Source organism: Halomonas sp. HMF6819, assembly GCF_044335525.1.
Classification (GTDB): domain Bacteria; phylum Pseudomonadota; class Gammaproteobacteria; order Pseudomonadales; family Halomonadaceae; genus Vreelandella.
Window position 1 is genome coordinate 101546 of the sequence record NZ_JBIQVY010000003.1, and the last position, 24391, is coordinate 125936.

Sequence of the window (24391 nt, forward strand, 5' to 3'; positions counted from 1 at the left end):
GCCCCGGCCGTCAATCCACTGGCCGGCGCAGCACGCAAAGGAAGAGTCATGTTTGAAGTAGCGCTTTTCGAGCCGCGCATGGCGCCCAATACGGGCAATATCATGCGCCTGGTGGCGAACAACGGCTGTCGGCTGCATTTGATCGAGCCGCTGGGCTTCGATCTCGAGGAGAAGAAGCTTCGTCGCGCGGGGCTGGACTATCGGGATCTGGCCAACGTGACGCGCCACGCCGATTTCGCCGCCTTTTTAGAGGCGATGGTCGGCCGCCGGATCTGGGCGATCACCACGAAAGGCGCCATGGCGCACAGCGAGGTCGCCTTTGCCCCGGGGGACGTGCTGCTGTTCGGCTCGGAAACCGGCGGGCTCTCAGCGGAGGCCCACGCTGCGATCGACGAGGCCCAAAAGCTTCGGATCCCCATGCAGCCCAACAATCGCAGCCTCAATCTCTCCAACGCCGTGGCGGTGGTGAGCTACGAGGCCTGGCGCCAGCAGGGCTACCAGGGCGCTGGTGATTAGGCGGCGGTAACGCCGTAGCGGTCGCGGTAGGCGCGTACCGCCTCGGCGTAGGCGAGCATCTCGCCGCCTTCATGCTCTTCGAGATATTCAAGTACCTGCTCGAGCGTGACGATACTGACAACGGGCATGCCGTAGTCGGCGGTGACTTCCTGTAGCGCGCTCTTCTCGCCTTGGCCGCGCTCCTGGCGGTCCAGCGCGATGATGACGCCGGCGGCGCGGGCGCTTTGAGCCTCGATCAGCGTCATGACCTCGCGGATGGCAGTGCCGGCGGTGATGACGTCGTCGATGATCAGGATGTCACCGGAAAGCGCCGCGCCGACGATGTTGCCGCCTTCGCCGTGGGCCTTCGCTTCCTTGCGATTGAAGGCGTAGGGCATGTCCCGGTCATGATGGTCGGCAAGCGCGGCGGCGGTCACGGCGGCAAGGGGAATGCCCTTATAGGCCGGGCCGAAGAGCACGTCGGCGCCAAGGTCGCTGTCCATGATCGCCTGGGCGTAGAAGCGGCCGAGTTTGGCCAAGGCGCGTCCGGTCTGAAAAAGACCGGCGTTGAAGAAATAGGGGCTGACACGCCCGGACTTGAGCGTGAACTCGCCGAATTTGAGTACGCCCTGTTCGATGGCGAAGGCGATGAAGTCGCGCTGATAGGATTTGAGAGTCGAAGTCACAATGATCGTCTCTTGAGTCGAAAGTGAGTGAAAGTAACCGATTTGATCAGGTAACACGCCTGATTGAGCCTGCCTATTTACCCAAACGTCGAAACGTCGGGTATCATACCGCAGCGACGCAAAAGGGACGATTTATGAAAATTGCCAGCATTAATGTCAATGGTATACGCGATGCCGTCGATCGAGGCTTCCTGGACTGGCTGGCTCAGCAGGATGTCGACGTGGTCTGCGTGCAGAACCTCAAGGCCAAGAGCTTCGAGCTTGGCGACCATATCCTCTACCCGGAAGGCTTCGAAGGCTATTTTCTCGATGCCGAAGAGGACGGCTTCTCCGGCGTGGGCCTTTATTGTCGCAAGATCCCCAAGGCCATCATGTACGGGCTGGGCTTTCCCCAGTGCGACCACGAAGGGCGCTTTTTGCAGGCGGACTACGACCGCTTCAGCATCGCCACGTTTTTGATGCCCGACGGCTCCGATCAGAAGGCCAAGCAAGCCTTCATGGACCAGTACCAGGAGTACTTGACCAAGATGTCGCGCAAGCGCCGCGAGTACATCATCTGCGGGACTTGGCACGTCGCCCACAAGACCGTGGATCTGGCCAATTGGTCCGATAACCAGCTCACCTCCGGCTTTCGCCCGGAAGAGCGGGCTTGGATGGACCAGGTGCTCGGCCCGACCGGCTTCATCGACACCTTCCGCGAAATCAATCGCGACGCCGGCGAATACACCTGGTGGCCGAAGCTCGACCAGGATGTTCCCCGCGACCGCCAGGAAGGCTGGCGCATCGACTACCAGCTGGTCGGCCCGAACTTTCGCCGCCACGTGGTCGACGCCTGGATCGACTATGATGCGACCTTCTCCGAGTACGCGCCGCTGATCGTCGAGTACGACCTCGCGCTGTAAGCGCAGACGGCTTCCCGCGTCGCCTGTAGCGAGCCGCCCGCAAAAAGGCCAGCATCATGCTGGCCTTTGGCGTTTCTACACGTTGACGTTCTACACGGGCGCAGCCAATCAGCCGCGAATGCCCAGCGCCTCGCGCTGATGCTCGAGAAGCTCGGCTCCGGCCTTCTCGGCCAGATCCAGCATGGCGTTGAGCTCCTGGCGGCTGAAGGCGCCGGCTTCGGCGGTGCCCTGCACCTCGATCAGCTCGCCGCTTTCGGTCATCACCACGTTCAGGTCGGTATCCGCTTTGCTGTCTTCCGGGTAGTCCAGGTCCAGCACCGCCGCACCCTTGAAGATTCCCACCGAAATCGCGCTGACCATCTGCTTGAACGGATCGCCCTTGATCTTTTTCTCGCGCTGAAGATAACGAATCGCATCCACCAGCGCCACGCAGCCGCCGGTGATCGCCGCGGTGCGGGTACCGCCGTCGGCCTGGATCACATCGCAATCCACGGTGATGGTGAACTCGCCCAGCTTTTTCAGATCCACCGCGGCGCGCAGGCTGCGCCCGATCAGCCGCTGAATCTCGAGCGTCCTGCCCCCCTGCTTGCCGCGGCTGGCTTCACGACCGCTGCGCGAGTGGGTGGCGCGGGGCAGCATGCCGTACTCGGCGGTCACCCAGCCCTGGTGTTTACCGCGCAGCCAGCGCGGCACGCCCGCCTCGACGCTTGCGTTACACAGCACTTTGGTATCGCCGAACTCCACCAGCACCGAACCCTCGGCGTGGCGGGTATAGTCACGGGTCAGGCGAATATCGCGCAGCTGGTCGGCCTCGCGGCCGCTGGGGCGAACAACATCGGGACGCATGGCACCTCTCGTCAATTAAGGCTAAAGCGACCCATTGTACACCCTCGGGCCTTGTGGCGCCTGAGCGTGTTTACTCCAGGCGGCCGGCATAGAGCGCCTTGAACGCTTGATAGCGCGTGGCGTGCATCGCACCCATGGCGGGGTCGGGTTCCAGCACGTGCTCGCCCGGGGAGAGCCCTTTGGCCACGCCCAGCACATCGCCTTTCGTCGCGGCACCCAACGCCGCCACGGCGGCGCCCAACAGCACCGGCTCCGGCGCCTCGGAAAGCACTACCCGGCAGCCGGTACCATCGGCGTAAAGCTTGCGTAGAAGCGCTGATCGGCCGTGGCCGCCGCTCAAGTGCAGCGTGTCGATGGCGTAACCGTGGGCATTGAGCCGCTCGATGATCGCCCGAGTGCCGTAGACCAGCGCGGTGGCGGCGGCCCAGTACACCTTGATGAAACTCTCTTGAGGAGTATCCAGGGTGAGCCCGGTGATCGCGCCGCGAATCTCCGGGTCGGCGAGCGGCGAGCGGTTGCCGATGAAGTCCGGGCAGACGTGGGTGTGCGGAGCGGGATCACCGCTTTCTAGCCGCTCGAGCAGCACCTTCGATAGCTCGCCGTGCACGTCATCACCGAACGCGCTGCCAGCGGCGAACATCGCGACCAGGTGATCGAGCAGTGCACCGGTAATGCTCTGGCCGCCTTCGTTGGCCACGAATCCATCGCACAGCGCGCCAGGGTAGGGCCCCCAGACGCCGGGAACCTCGCAGCGGCTGGGCTGGGCACCGATATGGCAAGTCGAGGTGCCACCGATCACCGCCAGACGGGTCTCGGGAGCGTTTGTTAGGCTGCGACCCAGGGTGCCCAAGGCGCCGGCGTAGGCATCGATCATGCCCACCGAAAAGTGACACCCGGTGGTCAGACCCAGATCCGCTGCAGCGGCCTCGGTGAGCGGGCCAAGATCCACGCCTACCGGCAGCGCGGTTTCGGGGAGGCGAGCGCGCTCGATGACATCCGCCATATCGATACGGTCGAGAAAGTCGTGATCCCAGCCGTGGCCCGGGCGCGGGTCGAAAGTCCACTTGCAGGCGAGCATGCACACCGAACGCTCGAAAGAACCCGTGCAAGCAAAGCCTAGCCAGTCGCCCAAATCGCCGGCATAACCGATCTGTTCATAGAGTTCGGGCCGGTGGCGTTTAAGCCACTTGAGCTTGGGCATCTGCATTTCCGGCGACATCGCCCCGCCCAGGTTGGCGAGGACCTTCGAGCCGGTCGCGGTGCACTCGGCGGCTTCAATCGTGGCGCGATGATCCATCCAGACGATGATGTCCCAGGGCTCGTCCCCTTCCGATAGCGCCAGAGGGCGATAGGCTTTATCCAGTAGCACCAGCGAGCAGGTGGCGCTGACCGACATGCGCGTCACGCTCTCGGCGGCAACGCCGGCGGCCTCGGTCGCCCGGCGAGTAGCGCTGCAGACTGCGCGCCAGATATTGGTAGAACTTTGCTCGACGTGGTGCTCGGCGGGGCGGTGCATGGCGATGGGGGTTTTCGCCTCCGCCAGCATTACGCCATCCTGGGTAAAAATACCCGCGCGGGCGCTACCGGTGCCGATGTCGATGCCCAGAACGTGCTCTTGGTGACTCATAAATGCGTACTCATGACTGTTTGATGAACGGCATCCGCAGTGCCATCACGATGATCAGAAACCCGCCCCAGACGGCGGTGGCCAGGTGCTGGCTGGCGCCCATCAGGTTCATGCCCGAGGCGATTACCTGCAGGCTCATCAACCCCAGTACCAGCGGCAGCACGCGGCCAAAGCCGCCAAACGGGTTGGCGCCGGCCAGAAAACAGGCCAGTACGGTGATCAACAGGTAGCTTTCACCGTGGCCGACGCGCACCGAGTTGAAGCGCGCCAGCATCACCATGCCGGCTAGCCCTGCCAGCAGGCCAGAAAGGGTGTAGACGGCGATCAGCACGCGCTTAACGTTGATGCCCGAGTATGCGGTCGCGCGCGGGTTGGAGCCGAGCATATAAATCGAGAAGCCGGTTCGGGTGAAGTGCATGATATACATGAGCCCGGCGGCGGCACCGAGAAAGATCCACATGGGAATCGGCACGTTCAGCCAGTGGCCGCTGCCAATGACCTGGAATACCTCCGGCATGCCCGAGATACCGCCGCCGCGGGTCAAGAACTCGCCCACGCCCTGCAAAAAGATCATCGCGCCCAACGATACCAGGATCGGGTGCGCACCGACGTAAGCGACGATGACGCCGATCAGGCATCCCGCCGCCGCGCCCACCGCCAGCCCCGCCAGAATGGCGAGCGGCGCACCGACCCCGCCCATTTCCGCAAGCACCCCCTGCACCAGCCACGCCGTGGTGAGCCCGGCGATGTTGGCGGTAAAGGTGACCGACAGGTTCAGCCCGCCGGAGATGATCGGCACCAGCATGGCCAGCGAGAGCAGGCCGAGCTCGGGTAGCTGCATCGACATCGAACCGAAGTTGGTCGTGCTGAGAAACCCGGGAGCCAGTAGAGAAAAGAACGCGATGCTGACGATCAAAAGCGCGGTCATCGCCAGCACTTCGAGACTATCGCCGCCCAGACGAATGCCCGCCTTGGCGGGCGTGGCTTGATGCTTGTTCATACGGTTTTTGCCCTGGTGGAACGGGGCAACAGGTTGCCCAGATTACTGGTCGTGATGGCGGCCAGGATGATCAGCCCCACAATCATGCGAAATGCGTAGGGTGTGACGCCCAGCAGGTTCAGCCCGTTCTGTACCACGGCGAGCAGCAGCACGCCGAGCACTGCGCCGAGCACCGTGCCACGCCCCCCGCCCAGGGTGGCGCCGCCCAGCACCACTGCTGCCAAAATGGGCAGTTCCTGGCCGATCAGCGCATTGGGCACCACTTCCTGCACGATATGCGCCTGCATCAGCCCTGCAACGCCTGCGCAGAGCCCTAGCCAGCCGTAGGCAAAGGCATGGATCTTCCACACGCTGACGCCGGAGCGCCGCGCCGCCTCGGGGCTCGAACCGTAGCCGTAGAGCGCCCGGCCAAAACCTGTTCTCGCCAGGATGAACCAGGTCAGCAGCACCATCACCGCCATGACGGCGGCGGGAAAGTACAGCGTGGCCGAGCCACGTTCGGCGGGCAGGTCCAGCAGTGGAATCGAGTAGTAAAGCCAGTCGGGAATGTCGTAGATCGATACCCCGCCGGTTACGTACATCAACAGCCCAAAGAACAGGTTGAACGTGCCGATGGTGACGATGATCGACACGATACGAAAGCGGTGGATCAGCAAGGCGTTGATAAGCCCCAACAGCGTGCCCACCAGCATGGACAGCAGGATGCCAGCCACCCAACCGCCGCCGCCCATGTACTGCGTCAGCGCCGTGATCACCACGTACTGCACGACCGAGGCGGCCACCGCGAAGGAAATATCGATACCACCGGCGATCAGCACCACCACCAGCCCTATTGCGAAGATGATGTTGACCGACTGGTTGTTGAGCAGGTCGAACAGGTTCTGAACGCTCAAGAAGCTGTCGGTACTCAGCGCCAGCACCACGCAAAGCGCGATGATGATAGCCAGCAGTACGCCTTCGGTGCCAAGGCCCTTTCTACCAAGGCCCCGGCGGGGTAAAAGCTTACGCATTGATCACTGCCTCCAGCGCTTCTTCGGTGGTGTCCGCGGGAATGATTTCGGTGGCGATGCGCCCGTCACGCAGTACCAGCGCGCGGTCGGTGTTCATCCAGATCTCGCCAGCCTCGTCGGAAATCAGGATGATCGCCATGCCCTGATCGGCAAGGCTACGGATGATGTCGAAAATACCGGCTTTCGCGCCGACATCGACACCAATCGTGGGGCAGTCGAGGATCAGCACGTCCGGCTCGGTGGCCAGCCACTTGGCCAGCGCAATGCGCTGCTGGTTGCCTCCGGAAAGCGACGACACCGCAAGCTCGGCGTCACTCACCTTGGTCTTCAACTGTTCGATCCAGCGCGCGGTCAATGCCTTGATACGCCCGGGCGAGAGAAAGCCTCGTGGCCTCTCCAGAGAGGGCAGTACGGTCACGGCGCTGTTCATGTTGATCGACTGGTTCTGCACCAGCCCCAGGTGTAGGCGATCTTCCGAGAGATACGCGATCTTTTGGCGCACGGCGTCGCGATTGGAGCGCAGCTTGAGCGGTTTGCCCTCCTTGCGCATCTCGCCTGAGGTGGGGCGGGTCATGCCGAAGATGGCGTGAGCGATCTCGGTGCGCCCGGCGCCCAGAAGCCCTGTCAGCCCCAGAATCTCGCCGCGGTGCAGAGTGAAGGATATATCCTCGAATTCGCCGTCGCGGCTCAAACCATCGAGCTCCAGCATCGGCGCGCCTTTCCAGGCATTCGTTCGCGGAGTGAGCTCAAGCTCCATGCCGGTCATCAATGTGGAAAGGCGCGCTTGAGTCATGCCCACGGTGGGGTAGGTGCCCACCAGTTGGCCGTTGCGAAGCACAGTGACTCGCTGGCAGACCTCCAGCACTTCCGCCAAGCGGTGGCTGACCAGCACGATGGAAATGCCCTTGTCGGCCAGCGTTCGGGTGATGGCCAGCAGCGACTGCACCTCTTTATAGGTGAGCGAGGCGGTGGGTTCATCCATGAAGATGATGCTGGCGCCAGCGCGCAGCACCCGGCAGATCGCCACCAACTGGCGGTGAGCGATAGAGAGATCTTCCACGCGCGCAGTCGGGTCCAGGGTCAAGCCAAACTGCTGGATGATCTCGCGAGACTGTCGAAGAGCCTCCTTGTAGGAGATCGGTCGCCAAGGCTTGGCCACATAGTCGTCAAAGACGATATTCTCCGCCACGCTCAGATGAGGAAAGAGCGCCAAATCCTGCCAGATCACGTGGATACCGCGACTGCGCGCCTCTAGCGGGCTGATCGTGGTGAGGGTTTCGTCACCGAAGGTGAATTCCACGCCCGGCTCGGGTTTGTAGACCCCGTTGATGATCTTGATGAGCGTGCTTTTACCGCAGCCATTTTCGCCCGCCAAGCACATGACCTCGCCGCGGCGCAGCTCGAACTCGACCTCGTCGAGTACCCGGCTTTGCCCGAACACCTTGCTTACATGACGCGCGCGAATCGCGATGTCGCTCATCGGCGGCTTCTCTCTAGACATGATGGCTCTCTTGACATGACTGCCGCGCTCAAGGAGCGCGGCAGCGTTGACACGATGGGATGAAGGGGGTGTGTTACAAGCCAAGCTCGGCGAGTTCGTCTACGGTTTCTTCGCTAAGCTCCAGAGGCTTCGATGCAAAAAGGGTGTGGCCATCCAGAGTAATCTCGCCCAGTACCGGCAGCTCGTCACCGTCGGTGATCTCTTCGCCGTTGTAGAGCAGGTTACCCAACGCCACGAACGCCTTGCCCGCCTCTAGCGGGCTCCACTGGAACCCACCGGTGATCACGCCTTCGTGCACCAGGCGCCGCCCCTGACCCGGCGAAAACAGGCCCATTACGGCGACATCGCCGGCCAGGCCGCGCTCTTTCACCGCCCGCGCCGCGCCAATGGTGCCTTGGCTGCCAAACGACATGATACCGGCCAGGTCTTCGTGGGCGCGCAACAGATCGAGGGTGGTGTTGCGGCTATCGTCGACGCTTTCCGCCACGCCGAAACGCTCCGCGGCCGGGGTCAGACCTTCGCAGTTCTCCTCCAGCCAGTTCACCGCGGCATCCGCCCAGGCGTTGTGCGCCGGAACGCTCAAGCCACCCACAAAAACGGCATACGAGCCTTCACAGCCGGTGGTGTCTGCCAGAAGCCTTGCATGCTCTTCACCGAGCTGCTGGGCGGAGATCATCTCGAAGTCGTAGTCGATATTGACCGACTCGGGGCTTTCGTGGGTCAGCACGATGATTCCTTGCTCGCGAGCGCGCTCGAGCACCGGCTCCAGCACTTCACGGTCGTTGGGAACCACGCCGATGACGTCGACGCCGCGGCTGATCAGATCTTCGACGGCGCGTACCTGCAGGGCCGGGTCGGCGCTGGTGGGGCCGACCATATAGGCCTCGACGCCCAGCTCGTCGCCCATCTCCTCGATGCCTATTTCCATGGCGTTGAACCAGGGAATACCGCCCACTTTCGCCACGACAGCAATGGTGGGAGACTCCTGCGCCATGACGCCAGTGCTGGCAAGCGCACCGGTAAGCGTGGCGGCACTCAGAAGTACTTTGTATTTCATTGTCTTATCCTTTGCTGGTGGCGAACAAAGCCAGTGAAATGAAGCATAGGTGGCGGTGGCCTCCGACCCTGAGCTGCAAAGATAAAGCGCCATGGAGTCGAACGTCACTTAAATTAGGCTGCACAATCGGTTGTGCAAAGTGTAGCATTGTTCGTTGGCGCCTTCATGTCAATGCGACTTTTATCTATTACAAGGAGCGGTTACGTGGCAAGCGAGTCCCCTAAGCGGCCGACCATCTACGATCTAGCGAGACTCGCTAACGCCTCGCCGAGCACCGTCAGCGCCGTGCTCAACGGTTCGTGGCAGCGCCGGCGCATCAGCCAGAAGCTGGCCGACAGGATCCTCTCCCTGGCGCAGGCCGAGGGCTACTCGGCAAACATGCAAGCTCGCGCGCTGCGCCGCGAGCGCTCGGGTATCATCGGTATGATTTTGCCGCTCTACGACAACCGCTACTTCAGCTCCATCGCCCAGCACTTTGAAGCTCAGGCGCGTCAACGTGGCCTGTTTGCCATCGTCGCCTGTACCAACCGCGACCCGGAACAAGAGCGGGAGGCCGCGCGCATGATGCTGGCCTACCGGGTCGAATGCCTGGTCAGCACCGGTGCCACCGACCCCGACACGATTTCCGAGATGTGCGACGAAAGCGGTGCAGCCAGCATCAATCTAGACCTGCCAGGACACAAGGCACCCTCGGTGATTTCCGACAACCGCGAAGGCGCGCGAAGTCTGACCGATGCCATTCTCGACCGCTTGGCCGAGCAACCCGTCAGCGGCGACGACATTCTTTTCATCGGCGGGCGCGCTGAGGATCACAACACTCGCGAACGTATCGCCGGGTTCACCCAGGCCCGTACTCAGCGCGGGCTTGCCACCTCGGAGGTGGATATCATTCCCTGCGATTACGCCGCCGATAAAGCCCAGGCCGCCTTGGAAGCGTACATGCGTCATCGCCCCCGGCTGCCCAGCGCGATGTTCGTCAACTCGACGATTTCATTGGAAGGCATCGTGCGCTGGCTGCAGCTAGGCGGCTATCAGCTCGACGACATGGTGGTAGGGTGCTTTGACTGGGACCCGCTGGCCGCCGCCTTTCACCCGCACTTGATGATGGTGCGGCAAAGCGTGGAGGTGATGATCGCGCGGGTGTTCGAGATGATCGATGCGCCGGTGGTCGAAAAGAACCGCTGTATCGAAGTGGCACCGGAGATCATCGGCGTCTAGGTGAGACGAACACTCAGTGGGTGGGAACTACGCTACACTTGCCTGACGTTTACCGTCCAAGAGAGTCTGCCCCATGCCGCATAGCATGACCGCCTTTGCTCGTACCGAACAGGCAGCCGCTTTTGGCACCCTGCAGATCGAAATCCGCTCCGTGAACCAGCGCTATCTCGACCCGCATTTTCGCCTGCCGGAAGCGCTGCGCGAGCTCGAGCCCGCCCTTCGCGAAGCGCTCCGGCAGCGCCTGGCCCGCGGCAAGATCGAGTGCACCCTGCGCTTTGAAAGCCAGGAAGATACCGAGGCGCCCAGCATCAACGTGGCGCGGCTTGTAGAAATCGCCAACGCGCTGGCGACGATTAACGCCCAAGTGCCCGACGCCCGCGCGCCCACCACGCTCGAGCTCTTGAACCACCCCGGCGTCCTGCAAACCCGCCATCTCGATCAGGAAACGATCAAGGCCCGGGCGCTGACGCTGTTCGACCAGGCTCTTACGGAGCTTATCGATACCCGCGCTCGCGAAGGCGAAAAACTCGGAGAGATGATCGCGTCACGGCTCGACGCGGTCAGCGAACAGGTCAATCAGGTACGCGGCTTTCTTCCGCAGATCCTCGAGCGTCAGCGCGCGCTGCTGCTCGAACGCCTGGAGAGCGCCAAAACCGAGCTCGACCCTCAGCGGCTGGAAGCGGAGCTGGTGATGGTGGCGCAAAAGGCCGACGTCGACGAAGAGCTCGACCGCCTCGATACCCACGTCGACGAGGTGCGCCGCCAGCTCACTCAAAAAGGCCCCCAAGGGCGCCGGCTCGACTTTCTCATGCAGGAACTCAACCGCGAAGCCAACACGCTCTCGTCGAAATCCGTGGTCGCCGATACCACGCGGTGTGCGGTGGAGCTGAAGGTGCTGATCGAGCAGATGCGCGAGCAGATTCAGAATATCGAGTAGCGATAGCTCGTGTGCGATGCCGAACCGTATTCATCGATACACTCAGGGCTAGCCCACCACCACCCGGCGGCTCTCTCACCGCCGGGTGGTGCTTTTCTCTCAATCGCTTTTCACCGTACCGGTACGAATCAGGTGCATCACGTCCGGCGTGATCTGATTGTTGGCGCCCAGCTGTTCGATCAGTTGCGCCGGGCGGCTTCCTCGCAGGCCTGCTAGCGTCATTTGCTTATCGCGAACGTAGACGTAGTGGCCGCTCACGGCAAACGCCGTAGTGTAGGCGATATGCTGCTGGATGCCGTTTTCAAGCCGGGTGAAGGCGTCGGACTCAAAAAAGGCGCGGCGCGTGAGGGGCGACTGAAACGCCAGCTCCAGCACCGCCACTAGTTCACGCTCGGGCGGTACCTGGTGGCCAACATCCGGTGCCGGCGGCGCGGGGTCGTCGTTGTCGTAGCGCTCGGGCGTATGCAGCCGCACCTTGAGCAGGGCCGGGTCCTGCGCCATGGCGGGGGCCAGCTCGTCGGACAGAAACCGGCTGAATGCCGAAGCATCGTCGTGCGCTGCGCCAAAGTGAACGTGCATGCGATCCAGCCCGTCATCGCCATTGGTCGCGGGCTCGGCGATTTTGTCCACCAGCGTGGTCGAGCCGTTGGGTAGCGCGTAGGCAATGGTCTCCGCGAACATGTTCTGTTCGTCCGAAAAGAGCAGGTGGCACGCATCCATGAAGGTTTGCTGGTCATCGGCAGAGGCGAAGCCGATTTCCACCCCGCCATCCAGCGCATAGTTTGGAAACGCCTGAACGCCTTCGATCGCCGGCCAAAGATGGTCATCCTGCTCGCGGTGAAAATGGGTCTGGGTATACCAGGCAAGCCCGGGCAGCCGTGAGCAGAGCGGGCCGTGCACATCTCGCCAGTAGGTGGCGAACAGCTCGTGGGGTACGCGCTGGCGACGCAGCACCGTCGTATAGGTATTGATGGCCACGGGAATATCGCGTTCGGAAAAATCCGGCTGATGGGTGGGCGCCTTCATGTAACGTTCCTTGTGAGAAGAGGTGTTGCTATCGAGTTGCCTTGCCTAGCGGGGCGGCATTGATCGAGGCGGGCTTATATCACCATAGACTCAACGCGGGGGATTGGCTCGAGAAACCCGATCATGAACACGGGGTTCGAACGCTCGCGGCCCGCTTCCCTCATGTTGAAAGGCGAGGCGCCCTTTGCGCTATTCTTCGTCGAGCTGCGCACGCATGACTACCAGAGACACCTGTTTAGTGAGGTGCTGACGGGAGACGAGTTAAAGCGGTTTTGGAGAGGACAAGGGATCTCGTCAACCGCTTAATGTTTCACCCGGGCAGCGGGTTTGTTAAGTCAGGCAAAGGGCACACATCATGGGATACGTTCAATGAGTGTTTCGAGCAAGCCAGCGCGTCGCGATCACGTGGCGTTCTTCCATACGCTTTCGGTATGCCGCTAACGAACGCGCTTTTCCAGCGCATCGCGCTGAAGCTTCAACTCCTCTCGTAGTTCACCACTATAAAGTACGGAGGTTTCCATATTTCTATACGGACCTTGTCGCGCGGCGCAGGCCCAGTTGTAAGAGCCTGCACACATGACATGATCGTCGACCATCACAAGTTTGCTATGAACCCGATTGGCCGGTTTTACCGTCACGTTATCCTCGGCAAGTGCTTCACAACACCGTTCAAAGCGGGCTGTCTTTTGGGCATCCTGCTGATCACCGTTAGCCGTGTTGAAGCGATAGTCCGTATAGATCGTTATGGCGATGCCCCTTGCCGCCGCCTTTTGCAGGGCCGCTAGTAACCCGGTTTCGTCCAGACGCTTGTAGGAGATCCAGGGCGAGACCATATCGAGGCGTGAATTGACGACGTCAAGCAGCTCCTTGAGGCAGTCATCGTGCTCTTCGGCGTCGTTGATCAGCCGCGGCTTGCGGCATAGTTCGAGCAGATCAGGGCGTGCTGCGCTTGCTGTAAAGAGCAGTTCGTTCTCTTCATGGCGGAACAGATACCGTCCCAATAGGTGACGAGGCGTTCCTCGCGCAGCCGTATCGATAACGTCCATATCGCCAAACACGATGAAGCTGTCCTTGGCGCGCGATACCGCAACGTTTAAAAGCGAGGGATCACTATCGATGAAACCGCCGTCGTCATGGCGCGAATATACCCCTGAAAACAGCACGACGGGCCGCTCGGCGCCTTGCAACGCATGCACCGTGCCCACCGTCATTTCCGCCTCGCCACTGCCCACCTTGATGTGTTGCGCTCGGCACTCTTGCTCGATCAGATTGGCCTGGGCCTTGAAGGGTGTCACCACGCCAACGATCTGTTCCAGCGGCTTGCCGTGCGCGGTTTCCAGCCGCTCGCGTTGGGTCGCCAGCCATTCGGCCACGGTGATGGCTTCCAGCCGGTTGATGCGACTTCCCGACGGTGGCGTTTCGGCCCGACCATCCACATGCACATAGCCAAAGGGCGGCAGGTCAGCATCGACGGGTGGTTTATCACGCAGCGGCTGCAACAGCCCCTGGTAGCAGAGGTCGTTACAGTAGGCGATGATGTCGTTGAGGCAGCGCCGGTGCTCGCGCAGAAACATGCCCGGCTCGGCCTGTTCGAGGTAGTGGTAGCGGCTGGCCTGTTGGGCAATCCGCATCACGCTGCCATCCACCACCGAGCGGCCGCCTTCGCGTAGTGCTGCGTAGTCCTCGACTGCTGAGAGCAGTCCCTGATGCGCAAGGTTGCCCACATCGACCGTCGGCGACTGCGTGGCCACCGGCTTGATCTGGTGGACGTCGCCAATCGCCAGTACGCGCTTGGCCAGCGCCATGGAAGCACCCGCCACATCCGGTGCGACCTGGCCGGCTTCGTCGATGATCAGAAGATCGATCTCATTGATCAGGTAATCAGGCCGAAACTGGCCTGGTCCTTCGTAGACTTTGTAGATCATATGGGCGGGCAGTGAGTGCAGCGTCGAGACGATACATGGCGTCAGCATCATGCGGCGTCGCCATCGTGGGCGTACCGCGGCAAGCCCCTGCTTCTCTTGACCCTTGGCTTGTTTTGCCAATTCGTCCGCCCGTTCGGCGCAATCCTCCAGCCAGCGCGCCTCCCAGTAGTGCACTGCCAGTTGAAAGAGCTGAAAACGTAGCGTGGTATCCAGCCCCTGATCGAAGGTGTCGAACGCGGCGGGTAGCGCACGAAAGCCCAGCGCTTGGTACGCCGTTTCAAGTTGTATCGTGGCCTGCTCGATCTCTTGCAGGTTGTGCTGGCACTCGGCGACAAAGGTCTTTTTCTGGGCGATGACGTCGCGCTGCTCGCTCAACCAGGCATTCAGCGTGGCATGAATGGCGCTTCCCGAGTCCGCCTGCTCGATCAGTTGCCGGGCGTTAGCGCTGAAATGCTCATCGATGAACAGCTCGCGCCGCAGTCGGCGCTTTTTGGCCACCGGTGGCAGTACGGCCAAGAGCGACAGCCACATGGGTTCGTCGGCGCAAAAGCGCTGCCATGCTTTCAGATCCGCTTTGATGGCATCGTGTTCTGTTTGCAGGCTGGCAAGTACGTTTTGCTCATGGGCCAGCGCCTCCTCGGGGGGATCACCGAGCTTTTCAGCAAGCTGAGCGATCAGTGTGGCCCGAGCCGCCCAGTGCTGCTGAAGTTTTGAAAGCCTTGCCTGGCGCTCTGTCAGCCGCTGATGAAGCTGCTGGCGAACGGCATGGATGCGCGTGAGCGATTCATCCTCCAGCGCTTGCCGGGCACGCTGAAGAAAAACTACCTCGGCACTATCAAGGTACTCCGGCGATTCGACGTGGCGATAGAAAGACGGAGTCTGGTAGGACTTTGACGCCTCGCCTTCTTTGCTGAAAGCGCAGTAGTAGCCGCCGTAGCTGGTCACCTCTGGCAGCCAGCGTCCGCCGATGGCGTCGGGGGGTTCCTCGAAATCCTTGGCAAAGGCTTCGAGCACGTTGGTGACGGCCTGATTGTTGGTCGAAGCGGCGACGATCAATGGCGGCTCGGCCTCATTGAGCGCTGCGTTCACCCACAGCGAGGCAACGGCCGAGAGCACGAAGGTGGTCTTGCCCGTGCCCGGCGGGCCGTTGACCGCCAGTATTTCGCCTTCCTCCATGGCCATGACCTGCGCCAGCGCGTCGCGCTGGGCAATGGCCAGCGGGTACTGCGAATTGGCGTGGCCCAGCCGATGCGCCATGCCGGGCAACGGCTCGACGCAGGGCCGGTGCGTCTCGACTTTCGCCAGCGCGTAGTTTTCCAGCAGCGGCAGCGTCGGCGCGTTTTTCGAGAGCCAGTCGTAAAGGGCAATGATCTTGTCGGCCGCGCCCAACTGCTCATCGACCTTGGCAATGCGCGCCTCGTCGGCGCTGACGAACACGTCTCGCAAAAGGGCTTTGGGATAAAGCTGATCGAACAAGCGGCGCGACAGGTCGTAGTAGACCTGCCAGCGCTCGTCGTGTGTCTGACGTGTTTCATCTTCAAGCAGCGTCTGGGCTTCGCTCTTTGACCACGTTTGCGGCTCGGTCTTGCTCAGGAAGCGGTCCTGTTCGGCAACGCTTGCCAGCGTGAACCGGTCATCGGCCTGGGGTGCCAGCAGGTCGCGGGGTATCACCGGTGGCTCGGCGGGAATCAAGCGGCCGTCGCGGGCGACCCACAAACCACAGATCAACGGCGTGATGATCTCGGGATAGAGCGCGCTTTTTTTCGCGCCGTGTTCCTGCAGCACCTTGTATACAGCCGGTCGCAGTACCACCTGCACAAGCTGAGTCGACGTCTCCTCATTCTCGAAAAGGCGCTTGAGCACCGGGTGCTCCACCGGTATACGCCCTTCCCGGTATACCGTGCTGTCGAGCCGCTCTGTCTTATCCAGATCCTTGTGGCGCAGCGCGCCTTGCCCGCTCTCGGCATCCGCCAGCGAGTTGCGCCAGTAGCGAAGCCAGTTCTGGGCCGTGGGCGGGGTGGTGGCTGCCTGACTCATGGGGTCGCCTTCTTCCTTGTGCGTTTCTTCGGCGCCTGCGCGGCGCGTTCGGCCTTGATGCGCGCCAGAAGCGCCTCGGCGCTGTTGTCGCCGCTGATCAGGTCAACATTATCGGCCCGCCACTGGGTGGTCAGCTCGCCGCGAAACGCCTTGGCGAGGATCGACTGGGTAAGCTGATTGACGCGGGCAAGGGCGCTATTGACTTGGCGTTCGACGGTGTCGGCGTAGGCGAAGAGCTGATCGACCCGGCGGACGATTTCGGTTTGTTCTCTCTTAGGAGGAATTGGATAATTGATGGAAGCAATAATCCTCTGATTAAGAAAAAGTCTTGTGCTTCCTTTGCATAAATCTGCTATTTGCCTTAGAACTACTGGCGAACCTAAAAATAGCATTACAAAAAATCTTGGACTCAAAGACTTATCTAAAAAAGACAGCCTCATAATATTGGTAGAGAATCTTGCTGGCCCTAGATCGCTTGGTACCACACAGATGTCGCCTACTGTACCGGAGCGAGAAATAACCATATCTTCACTTAGAATATCGTAATCTTTAAGCGCTTCAGCTTTTTCTTCCGTTATAAACACTTTCGACTTTTCTATGAATTTCCCGCTAGAAATGTTTTCTATACCAATCACGGGCACTCCACTATTCCTATGCTCGTGTTTTTTCAGCAAGGAACCAAATGGCCCAGTTTTAATCCCTCGACGGGTTATATCTAAAAACGGGTCAATGTAACTATAACTCCAAGAAGTTGGTAAAGAAGTTAAAGGCAAACTGCTTTCTTGGCGCTTTAAAGAAATATCCTTTTTATTTTTTGATGCGAGAATACTCTCGCGTGTACCTCTTAACGCCTTAAGTTCTTCTAAAGCAGATAGATGCGAATTTTTTATTCTCCACTCCTCCGTTAACCGCCCACTCACCGCCGCCGCGAGCACGGATTGACGAAAGCGCTTGAGAATCTCGGGAATGCGCTCGAGGCGGGCTTTGATGCTGTCCACCTGCGCCAGCAGGGTATCAAGCTTGTCGGCGATGACTTTTTGTTCGGCGAGTGGGGGGAGTGGAAAAGGCATCTTCCGCATGTTTGATTGAGTCAGCTTTAATCGCGTGCCACCATTAACAAAACCGTAGTAATCAAATTGATTTAGATAGTACAGTAAAAATCTATTAATCGTTACTCTCGAATAAGCTCTTAAAACATGCGCATGGTTATTAACCCAGGTTTTACCAGAAAGCATATAAGCTTTAGCCTTCCCAGGATCTAAAAAGGGTACTCCGTCTTCACCAAGGGCAACGAGCTCCTCGTCAAACAGATACCCATCTATTTTTCCCACTTCACCTGTTGCGCCAAAATAAGGATAAAGTTGATCGCTCACCTTGTCTTTAATTCTAGCTTGACGCTCCTTGTTATTTACTGGAATACGCTGTGAGTCGAGAATATCAACGCAATTCTCCAAGCATGTTTCTTGCCAATGACTAGGTAGAGAAGAAGAACTCATTCGCTTCCCCCTCCCATCATTTCCTTCACTAACACCCGCTGCCCTTCGGCTCCGTCCTCAGCGCCCAGCTCACGCATCAGTCCATCCAGTTCGCCCAGCGCCTGCACCAGTTCGCTCATCGCTTCTCCCGCCAGCACTTCGGGGGCAGGCAGGTCAGCCGCATCGACGCTGTCCTTGTCCTTGAGCCAGCTGATGTCCAGCGAATCCCCCTTGGTGTCGCGAATCCACTCGCGGGAGAAGCAGCGCCAGCGGGATTTGGCGAGGCGGTCATCGCTTACGCCCTGGTTTTCCTCCGTGGCATCAAGATCGACGGCGATTTCCTCGGCGTTGAACGACCATTCGCCTTCACGGCGGGGGCTTTGGCCGTTGGGGTCGTCGCCGTACACCGCCTCGAACGGGGTCAGGTGCTGTTTGCCGAACGGCGTGCGCTTGCCGAAGCTCGGCATGTTGGTGCGCAGGTCATACACCCAGACGCTGCCGGTGCAGCCGGTGTCCTGATATTTGTCCGCTGCTGCCCCTTTCGTGAAGAACAGTACGTTGGTCTTCACGCCCTGGGCGTAGAAGATGCCGGTGGGCAGGCGCAGGATGGTGTGCAGGTGGCACTTGTTCATCAAGTCGCGGCGCACGTCCGCGCCTACACCGGCCTCGAACAGCACGTTGTCCGGCAGCACCACCGCGGCGCGGCCGCCGGGCTTGAGGTTTCTGTAGATGTGCTGCAGAAAGGCGAGCTGCTTGTTGCTGGTCTTGAACGTCAGGTCGTCGCGGGTAATGCTGGCGTCACCGCCCTTGCTGGTGCCAAACGGCGGGTTGGCGAGAATCACGTCGGCTTTGGCAAGGCTTGCCCCGGCCTGGCCCAGGGCGTTGCCCAGGTGCACCACGCCTTCGTTGTCGCCCTCCATGCCGTGCAGCAGGCAGTTCATCAGCGCCAGCCGCCGGGTGCCGGGCACCAGCTCGATGCCGGTAAAGGCGCGGTTTTTCTGAAACGCCTGCTGCGTGGCGGTGAGATCGAACAGGTCGTCGGTCTGCGCCTTGATGTAGCGGTCGGCGGCGATCAAGAAGCCCGCCGTCCCCGCGGAAGGGTCCTGTACGGTTTCTCCGGCCTGAGGCTTCACGCAGCGCACCATCGAGTCGATCAACTGGCGCGGCGTAAAGTACTGCCCGGCGCCGGACTTGGTTTCGCTGGCGTTTTTCTCCAGAAGGCCCTCATACAGATCGCCCAGGCCATCTTCCTGGATGCTGAACCAGTCGATGCCGTCGAGCGCCTTGATCATCTGCTCCAGATGGCGCGGCTCGCGCAGCCGAGTCTGGGCGTCGGCGTAAATCGCGCTGATCAGCGGGTCGGCATGCACCACGTGACCGTTGCCATCGCGGCCGCTGGAAAGGCTCAGCAGAATGCGCTTGTAGTCATCCAGCAGATTAAGGCCAGATTTGTTGTTCAGGTCCGTCCAGCGGCAGCCTTCGGGCAGCGGGTGGCGCTGCAAGGTGCCCGCTTCGGTGTTCTCGTGAACCATCTTGATGAACAGCAAAAGCACCAGCTCGGTGACGTAGTCCGAGTAGTTGATGCCGTCGTCGCGCAGCACGTCGCAGAGGTTCCAGAGTTTTTGGACGATGTCGTTGTTGGACACGATAAATTCCTGTTGGGTTATCCACGCTCAAGAAAGAGCGCCATAAGGGCGGCATTGATATAAAAGTTACTGCGGCCCACTTTGATTTTTTCCAGCAAGCCGAGGCTGACCAGTTCATCCAGATACTTGGTCGCGGTAATACGGCTAACGGCCAAGTCTTCCATCACGAACTCGATCTTGGTGTAGGGGTGATTGAACAGGTTATTGAGCAGTTCCTGTCGATAGATCTTGGGGCATTCTTCGCGCATGCGATGCTTGGTATGTTGCATCAGCTCTCGGATCTGGCCTATCAATTCGACGGTTTGCTGCGCGGTATGGCTGATGCCTTCCAACATGTATAAAAGCCATGGTTCCCAGTCACCAGTATCGCGGACGGCCTGTAGTTCCTGGTAATAGCGTGATTTGGTCTGTATTAGATAGCGGCTGAGGTAGAGCACCGGTAGGTCGAGTAAGTCCTTGGCCACGAGATAAAGCATGTTGATAATGCGCCCGGTTCGACCGTTGCCATCGTAGAATGGGTGGATACTCTCGAACTGATGATGAATGATCGCCATCTTGACCAGCGGGTCGGCATCACAAAGCTCATCGTCATTGAGGTAAATCACCAGATTTTCCATCAAGCGCTCGATCTCTGGCGCTGCCTGTGGCGGCTCATAAACGACGTCCCCCGTCGCTTGGTTTCTTAGAGTCGTGCCCGGTAGTTTGCGCAGACCCGCCCGGTTTTTTTCAAGCGTCTCCTGTATCGCAAGAATGTCGTTTAGACGAAGTAGCCGACTTTCCCGAACGCTTCTGAAACCGGCTCGCAAAGCCGTTGCATAATCCTGAACCTCTTTGGTTTGGGGGTCGACGCTAGCCTCATCCGCCACCGCGGCACGATATAGATCGTCCTGCGTGGTGATGATGTTCTCGATCTCAGAGCTGTGCCGCGCTTCCTGAAGCGTGAGCGTATTGATCAGAATTTCTTCATTAGGGATGGTGGCGGCGACACCTTTGAGCTCTGCCAGGTACCGATGGGCCTGGGCCGTCTTTTTCAGCACGGCGCGGGTCTCCCACTGCTCGATGTCGTTCAGCGGTAAGGTCGGCAACATGTGTTGGATTTCCTGATCATGTATATAAAATTTAAAAATCTATACATGTCGTCTGGCACATGCAAAGGAAACCCCCATTTTCTTTACACGTGCTGCGTCACTTATACAGATAAACGTAAAATCCATGTATTTACGCCTGCCGCTTGGGCCACATCGCCTCGCTCAGCTCTGCCAATACGCTGTCCAACTGGTCGTCGAGCACCCTGTCCAGCCGCTTGGCGCCGCCTTCCAATGCCGGTAGCTGGTTGACCGTTTCGCGGTCGAGGATGACCTCGTGGGTCAGTTGGCTGGCCAGGCGCTTGAGCCACTTGCGCTGGTTGGCGTTCCAGGCGTGCTGGGTGAGGATCGTGTCCATTGCCTCGGAAACGCGCTGCTCGAACGGTTTGAGCGGCTCGCCCAGGGCGGCGCGGCGGATGTGGCCGATGATGCTCGCGGCGATGTCCTGGTTGGTCTGGTTGCGCACCGCGCTTTGCAGGTTGGCCTCGGAGTAGCCCTGGCCATCGAGCAGCAGCTTGACCTCCTTGAGCTGTTCGCGGGTCAGGTCGCGGGGCGCGTTCACCGCCACGGCCAGCGCGGCGGAGTGGTTGAGCTGCTCGTTGATGAAGGCGTTGAAGCTGTCCAGATAGTCGTCCGGACGTTTGTGCTCGCCGTAGCTTTGGTGGCGTTCGCGGATTTCGTCTTCGTGCCCGGCAATAATCGGCATGTGTTCGCGGCCCAGCAGGCCTTTTACCTCGATAAGCTGGTTGACCAGATTCCCGTGCTCGCGCAAGAACGCGGCGGCCTGGCGTGGGCCCAGCGTCTGCAGATGTTCGTGCAGCTTGCCGGGTTCGACGCCCCACTGGTCGTGCAGCTCGGCAAGTTTCTTCTTGAGCGCGGGCTGTTGCGCCGCCTTGGCGTCCGCCTTGCGCAGCACGCGCATCAGCTTCTGGCTCAACTGGTCGAGCACCGCCTCGGCCTGGTTGCGCCCGGGGGCATCGCCAGGGCTTTGGAGAGCGGTCTCAAGCGTTTGCGGGTCGCTGAGTTCTTCCATCAACTGGGCAAGGCTGATTTGGGGGTCACGCACCAGCGGCTGCATGGTGTTGACCTCGGCAAGGGCCGCGTAGATATCCACCGGGTCGTAGAGGGTGAACACGGTCTTGCCGATGTCGTCACAGCGGCGGGTGGCGCGGCCGATCATCTGCTCGAACAGAATGCGCGAGCGCACCCGGCGCATGAAGACCAGATGGCAGATGCTGGGCACGTCGATGCCGGTGGTTAACAGATCAACGGTGACGGCGATGTTGGGATGGCGCTCGTTCTTATAGCGACGGATGAGCTGGCTGACCTTGTCGCTCTTGCCGGTAATCTTGGCCACGGCGGCCTGGTGGTAGCTCTTTCCGTAACGCGCTTTGAAGGCCTTATCCAGCTCGTTCTTGACCATGTCGGCGTGGAAATCGGTGGCGCAGAAGATCAGCGTTTTCTCGTCGCCAAACGGGTCCAGCTCCCGAGCGAGCTGCTCGCAGATCACGCGGTTGAAGTCGGGGGCGATCACCTGGCGGTTGAAGGCGTCGACCTCGAAGTCGAGCTCGTCGTCGAGCTCGGTGGTGTCCACTTCGCCGGTGCGCGGGTCGATCACCTCGACCGCGCTTCCCTTGTCGAAATGGATGCCCTGCTGGGTCAACAGCGTTTCGTAGCGGATGGGCGGCTCGTGGTCGATCAGCCAGCCGTCGGCCACCGCTTCCCGGTAGGAGTAGGTGTAGACCGGTTTGCCAAAAATCTCGCTGGTGTGCCGCGCCGGGGTGGCGGTCAGTGCGATCTTCACCGCGTCGAAGTGCTCCAGCACGCGGCGGTAGCTGGACAGGTACTGGGCCGGGTCGCGGGTGGCGAGTTCGCCCTCGGTCATCTCCTGGTCAAGGGTGTAGCCGCGGTGGGCTTCGTCGATGATGATGCAGTCGAACTGGTCGATGGGCGGCGGCGCGTCGCTGGCGAACAGGCGTTTCACCATGGCTTGCACGGTGGCCACCTGCACGCGGGTTTCGGCCTCTGGCACCATGTCGCCGAGCCTTGCGACGTTGTAGATGCTCGAGAGCGTATGGTGCTGCTCCAGCGGCGCTTCGTTGAAGGCGTCCGTCGCCTGGTCGCCAAGGGAGGTACGGTCGACGAGAAACAGAATGCGGTGGAAGCGCTCGGTTTTCAGAAAGCGATACATCAGGCCGATGATGGTGCGGGTCTTGCCCGTGCCGGTGGCCATGGCCAGCAGGGCGGTGCGCTTGTCGCGCGCCAGCGCCTGCTCGGTCGCGGCGATGGCTTTCTGCTGATAGTCGCGCAGGTCCAAATAGCCAAAGGGTTCGCTGTGCAGCAGCTTTTCGGCGTTACGCCGGTCGCGTTCGAGCTTGTTTACCAGCCCACCCGGGGTATGAAAGGTGGGCAGAGCGCGGCGCAGATTGCTTGGCTCGCGCACGTCGCGAAACCAGGTGCCCGACTGCTCCTTGAGCTGCGGCACGTAAGGGCGGCCGTTGCAGGAGTAGACGAAAGGCACCTTGTAGTGGGCTTCGTCATCGGTGGGCCAGGCAATGGTGCGCCCGGCAAGCTCCCAGGCACCAACCAGCGGTGGCGCGATGACCAGCCCTTTGCTGTAGCGTTCGGCCTGTTCGATCTTGCCCGCGACGTTGACGTTCTCTTTTTTGGCCTCGACCACGGCCATCGGCGTCAGCCCCACAAACAGCACGTAGTCGGCCTGGTCCTGCTTGCCGGTAGGTTTGCCACTGCTGGGCAGGCAGGGCCACTCGCTGATGGCGCGGTAGGTGCCTTTTTCGGGCCGCGCGCCCTTGGCGTAGGTGAGTTCCTGGCTATCGACTTCCCAACCGGCTTGCTTGAGCTGCTTGTCGATCAGTAGCCGGGTGAGCTCTTCGCTGAGTTCCAGTGACTGGCTGGCGGCCTGGGTCTGGCTGGCGACTTTCTGGCGCTGCTGGCTCTTTTGCTGCTCACTCTGCGCGTCGAGCTTTTGCTGAAGCGCCTGGATTTTCTGCTCGTAGGCCTGGCGTTGAGCCTTCAGCGCCTGTTCGTTTTGCTGGGCCTGCTGGCTTAGCGTCTGCGCTTCCTGGTCCATGGCGTAGGCCAGTGCTTCAAACTCCTGCTTCTCCTGTTCGACCAGCTGGCTGAGCTGCTGGCTGCTGTCCAGCGCCAGGTTGGCGCTTTTCAGCTCGTGGCGGAGCTTTTCAATATCGGCTTGAAGCTGGCGCGACTGCGCGCTCGGGTCGGCGGGCGGCACGAAGGGTCCAGGCTTGAAAGCGGTGCCTGCCTTGCCAAAGGAGCGGTGGAACCAGATGGCCAGTTCGCGGGCAAGCCGCAGGCCGTCCATTGCTTCCTTGTGGCGGGTGCGGAACTGGTGCGTGGCCTTGTTGCCCTCGATGCGCAGGGTGTGAAACAGCTCCTTGACCTGGGGTTCCAGGCGCAGCTCGCGGTTCAAGCGGTAGAGTAGGTCGGCCTGGCTGGTTTGCCGGTCGAACTCCACGCCGGAGGCTGCCGCCATGTGTTGTGCAAGCGCCTCGCCGAGCTGGCGCAGCTTGATCAGCGTGGTGTTGGGGTCGCCCGCGAAAGCACGCTCGGCGGCGGTGGCCAGATCCGCGAGTAACGCATCGTGCTCGGCCAGAAAGCCAAAGTTGGTGGTGGCGTGTTCGGTCGTCATTCCCAGGGCGCTCCGTTCTTGGCTTTTTATTTCTTGGCTTCTGGTATCCAGGCTCTTCATGGTTTGGCCGTACTATACCGGCATACTAATCAAACCCGCCCAATAGGTTAAGACAACGTTAGCCGGTGGCACTAACGGGACCCGGGCTCTCCAGCGGGCTCATCTTGCAACACGTAGATCCGTGTACATCGATCGGAAAAGTAATTTCAGGCGTGGCTGGTTATATTGGGGCGGTTCAAGCATGCCCA

At 60.6% G+C, this 24391-nt stretch carries 17 protein-coding genes; 4 read left to right on the plus strand and 13 right to left on the minus strand.

Annotated elements, in window-relative coordinates:
* The first annotated feature begins 48 nt into the window (after positions 1-48).
* Complete coding sequence (locus ACGLWX_RS10570) at positions 49-516, plus strand: tRNA (cytidine(34)-2'-O)-methyltransferase (RefSeq protein WP_396239601.1); 468 nt, start codon at positions 49-51, stop codon at positions 514-516.
* On the opposite strand, the gene pyrE is transcribed toward ACGLWX_RS10570, so the two are convergent.
* Positions 513-1184 (minus strand): orotate phosphoribosyltransferase, encoded by a 672-nt coding sequence (pyrE, locus tag ACGLWX_RS10575; protein ID WP_396240037.1) that lies wholly within the window; start codon positions 1182-1184, stop codon positions 513-515. The two genes, ACGLWX_RS10570 and pyrE, sit on opposite strands and share 4 nt — an antisense overlap.
* 131 nt (positions 1185-1315) lie before the next feature.
* Between pyrE and ACGLWX_RS10580 the strand changes: the two genes are divergently transcribed.
* Positions 1316-2083 carry an exodeoxyribonuclease III gene (locus ACGLWX_RS10580; RefSeq protein WP_396239603.1) on the plus strand — a complete coding sequence of 256 codons (768 nt, stop codon included), beginning with the start codon at positions 1316-1318 and terminating at the stop codon, positions 2081-2083.
* Positions 2084-2191: 108 nt separating this feature from the next.
* Here the strand turns inward: ACGLWX_RS10580 and rph are convergent, their stop codons facing one another.
* The 6 genes from rph to ACGLWX_RS10610 all read right to left on the minus strand — a co-directional run bounded on the left by rph (position 2192) and on the right by ACGLWX_RS10610 (position 9124).
* A complete protein-coding gene (gene rph / locus ACGLWX_RS10585; protein WP_396239605.1) occupies positions 2192-2929 on the minus strand; it encodes a ribonuclease PH in 738 nt (245 codons plus the stop codon).
* A 70-nt stretch (positions 2930-2999) separates the two neighbouring features.
* Positions 3000-4556, minus strand: coding sequence for an FGGY-family carbohydrate kinase (locus tag ACGLWX_RS10590; protein ID WP_396239607.1), 1557 nt, complete (start codon positions 4554-4556; stop codon positions 3000-3002).
* 10 nt (positions 4557-4566) lie between these two features.
* Positions 4567-5556: an ABC transporter permease gene (locus ACGLWX_RS10595; RefSeq protein ID WP_252107926.1), complete on the minus strand. Its 990-nt coding sequence runs from the start codon at positions 5554-5556 to the stop codon at positions 4567-4569.
* A complete protein-coding gene (locus ACGLWX_RS10600) occupies positions 5553-6566 on the minus strand; it encodes an ABC transporter permease (protein WP_252107927.1) in 1014 nt (337 codons plus the stop codon). Before ACGLWX_RS10600 ends, ACGLWX_RS10595 begins: the two co-directional genes overlap by 4 nt.
* Positions 6559-8067, minus strand: coding sequence for a sugar ABC transporter ATP-binding protein (locus ACGLWX_RS10605; RefSeq protein ID WP_396239609.1), 1509 nt, complete (start codon positions 8065-8067; stop codon positions 6559-6561). The genes ACGLWX_RS10600 and ACGLWX_RS10605 overlap by 8 nt, the downstream gene beginning before the upstream one ends.
* 73 nt (positions 8068-8140) lie before the next feature.
* Positions 8141-9124 carry a substrate-binding domain-containing protein gene (locus tag ACGLWX_RS10610; RefSeq protein WP_396239611.1) on the minus strand — a complete coding sequence of 328 codons (984 nt, stop codon included), beginning with the start codon at positions 9122-9124 and terminating at the stop codon, positions 8141-8143.
* A gap of 204 nt (positions 9125-9328) precedes the next feature.
* On the opposite strand from ACGLWX_RS10610, the gene ACGLWX_RS10615 reads away from it, so the two are divergent.
* Together ACGLWX_RS10615 and ACGLWX_RS10620 are read left to right on the plus strand one after the other, a co-directional pair.
* On the plus strand, positions 9329-10342 hold the full coding sequence (locus ACGLWX_RS10615; protein WP_252107930.1) for a substrate-binding domain-containing protein: 1014 nt from the start codon (positions 9329-9331) through the stop codon (positions 10340-10342).
* Positions 10343-10415: 73 nt separating this feature from the next.
* Positions 10416-11279: a YicC/YloC family endoribonuclease gene (locus ACGLWX_RS10620; protein WP_396239613.1), complete on the plus strand. Its 864-nt coding sequence runs from the start codon at positions 10416-10418 to the stop codon at positions 11277-11279.
* A 99-nt stretch (positions 11280-11378) separates the two neighbouring features.
* Here the strand turns inward: ACGLWX_RS10620 and ACGLWX_RS10625 are convergent, their stop codons facing one another.
* The 6 genes from ACGLWX_RS10625 to hsdR form a co-directional block, all read right to left on the minus strand.
* Positions 11379-12305, minus strand: coding sequence for an EthD domain-containing protein (locus ACGLWX_RS10625; protein ID WP_396239615.1), 927 nt, complete (start codon positions 12303-12305; stop codon positions 11379-11381).
* A gap of 437 nt (positions 12306-12742) precedes the next feature.
* The gene (locus tag ACGLWX_RS10630) at positions 12743-16267 is read right to left on the minus strand and encodes an AAA domain-containing protein (RefSeq protein ID WP_396239617.1); all 3525 of its coding nucleotides are present in this window, start codon (positions 16265-16267) and stop codon (positions 12743-12745) included.
* Positions 16264-17763, minus strand: a complete 1500-nt coding sequence (locus ACGLWX_RS10635; RefSeq protein ID WP_396239619.1) for a restriction endonuclease subunit S — start codon at positions 17761-17763, stop codon at positions 16264-16266. Before ACGLWX_RS10635 ends, ACGLWX_RS10630 begins: the two co-directional genes overlap by 4 nt.
* Positions 17760-19388 (minus strand): N-6 DNA methylase, encoded by a 1629-nt coding sequence (locus ACGLWX_RS10640; RefSeq protein ID WP_396239621.1) that lies wholly within the window; start codon positions 19386-19388, stop codon positions 17760-17762. The genes ACGLWX_RS10635 and ACGLWX_RS10640 overlap by 4 nt, the downstream gene beginning before the upstream one ends.
* Positions 19389-19405: 17 nt before the next feature.
* The gene (locus ACGLWX_RS10645) at positions 19406-20476 is read right to left on the minus strand and encodes a Fic family protein (RefSeq protein ID WP_396239623.1); all 1071 of its coding nucleotides are present in this window, start codon (positions 20474-20476) and stop codon (positions 19406-19408) included.
* Positions 20477-20606: 130 nt separating this feature from the next.
* The gene (hsdR, locus tag ACGLWX_RS10650; protein ID WP_396239625.1) at positions 20607-24143 is read right to left on the minus strand and encodes a type I restriction-modification system endonuclease; all 3537 of its coding nucleotides are present in this window, start codon (positions 24141-24143) and stop codon (positions 20607-20609) included.
* Positions 24144-24391 lie beyond the last annotated feature (248 nt).

Bases quoted from the DNA above. Each gene is read 5' to 3' on its own strand.
- ACGLWX_RS10570 (WP_396239601.1), top strand. From the start codon at position 49: ATGTTTGAAGTAGCGCTTTTCGAGCCGCGCATGGCGCCCAATACGGGC.
- ACGLWX_RS10580 (WP_396239603.1), top strand. From the start codon at position 1,316: ATGAAAATTGCCAGCATTAATGTCAATGGTATACGCGATGCCGTCGAT.
- rph (WP_396239605.1), bottom strand. From the start codon at position 2,929: ATGCGTCCCGATGTTGTTCGCCCCAGCGGCCGCGAGGCCGACCAGCTG.
- ACGLWX_RS10590 (WP_396239607.1), bottom strand. From the start codon at position 4,556: ATGAGTCACCAAGAGCACGTTCTGGGCATCGACATCGGCACCGGTAGC.
- ACGLWX_RS10595 (WP_252107926.1), bottom strand. From the start codon at position 5,556: ATGAACAAGCATCAAGCCACGCCCGCCAAGGCGGGCATTCGTCTGGGC.
- ACGLWX_RS10600 (WP_252107927.1), bottom strand. From the start codon at position 6,566: ATGCGTAAGCTTTTACCCCGCCGGGGCCTTGGTAGAAAGGGCCTTGGC.
- ACGLWX_RS10605 (WP_396239609.1), bottom strand. From the start codon at position 8,067: ATGTCTAGAGAGAAGCCGCCGATGAGCGACATCGCGATTCGCGCGCGT.
- ACGLWX_RS10610 (WP_396239611.1), bottom strand. From the start codon at position 9,124: ATGAAATACAAAGTACTTCTGAGTGCCGCCACGCTTACCGGTGCGCTT.
- ACGLWX_RS10620 (WP_396239613.1), top strand. From the start codon at position 10,416: ATGCCGCATAGCATGACCGCCTTTGCTCGTACCGAACAGGCAGCCGCT.
- ACGLWX_RS10625 (WP_396239615.1), bottom strand. From the start codon at position 12,305: ATGAAGGCGCCCACCCATCAGCCGGATTTTTCCGAACGCGATATTCCC.
- ACGLWX_RS10630 (WP_396239617.1), bottom strand. From the start codon at position 16,267: ATGAGTCAGGCAGCCACCACCCCGCCCACGGCCCAGAACTGGCTTCGC.
- ACGLWX_RS10635 (WP_396239619.1), bottom strand. From the start codon at position 17,763: ATGAGTTCTTCTTCTCTACCTAGTCATTGGCAAGAAACATGCTTGGAG.
- ACGLWX_RS10645 (WP_396239623.1), bottom strand. From the start codon at position 20,476: ATGTTGCCGACCTTACCGCTGAACGACATCGAGCAGTGGGAGACCCGC.
- hsdR (WP_396239625.1), bottom strand. From the start codon at position 24,143: ATGACGACCGAACACGCCACCACCAACTTTGGCTTTCTGGCCGAGCAC.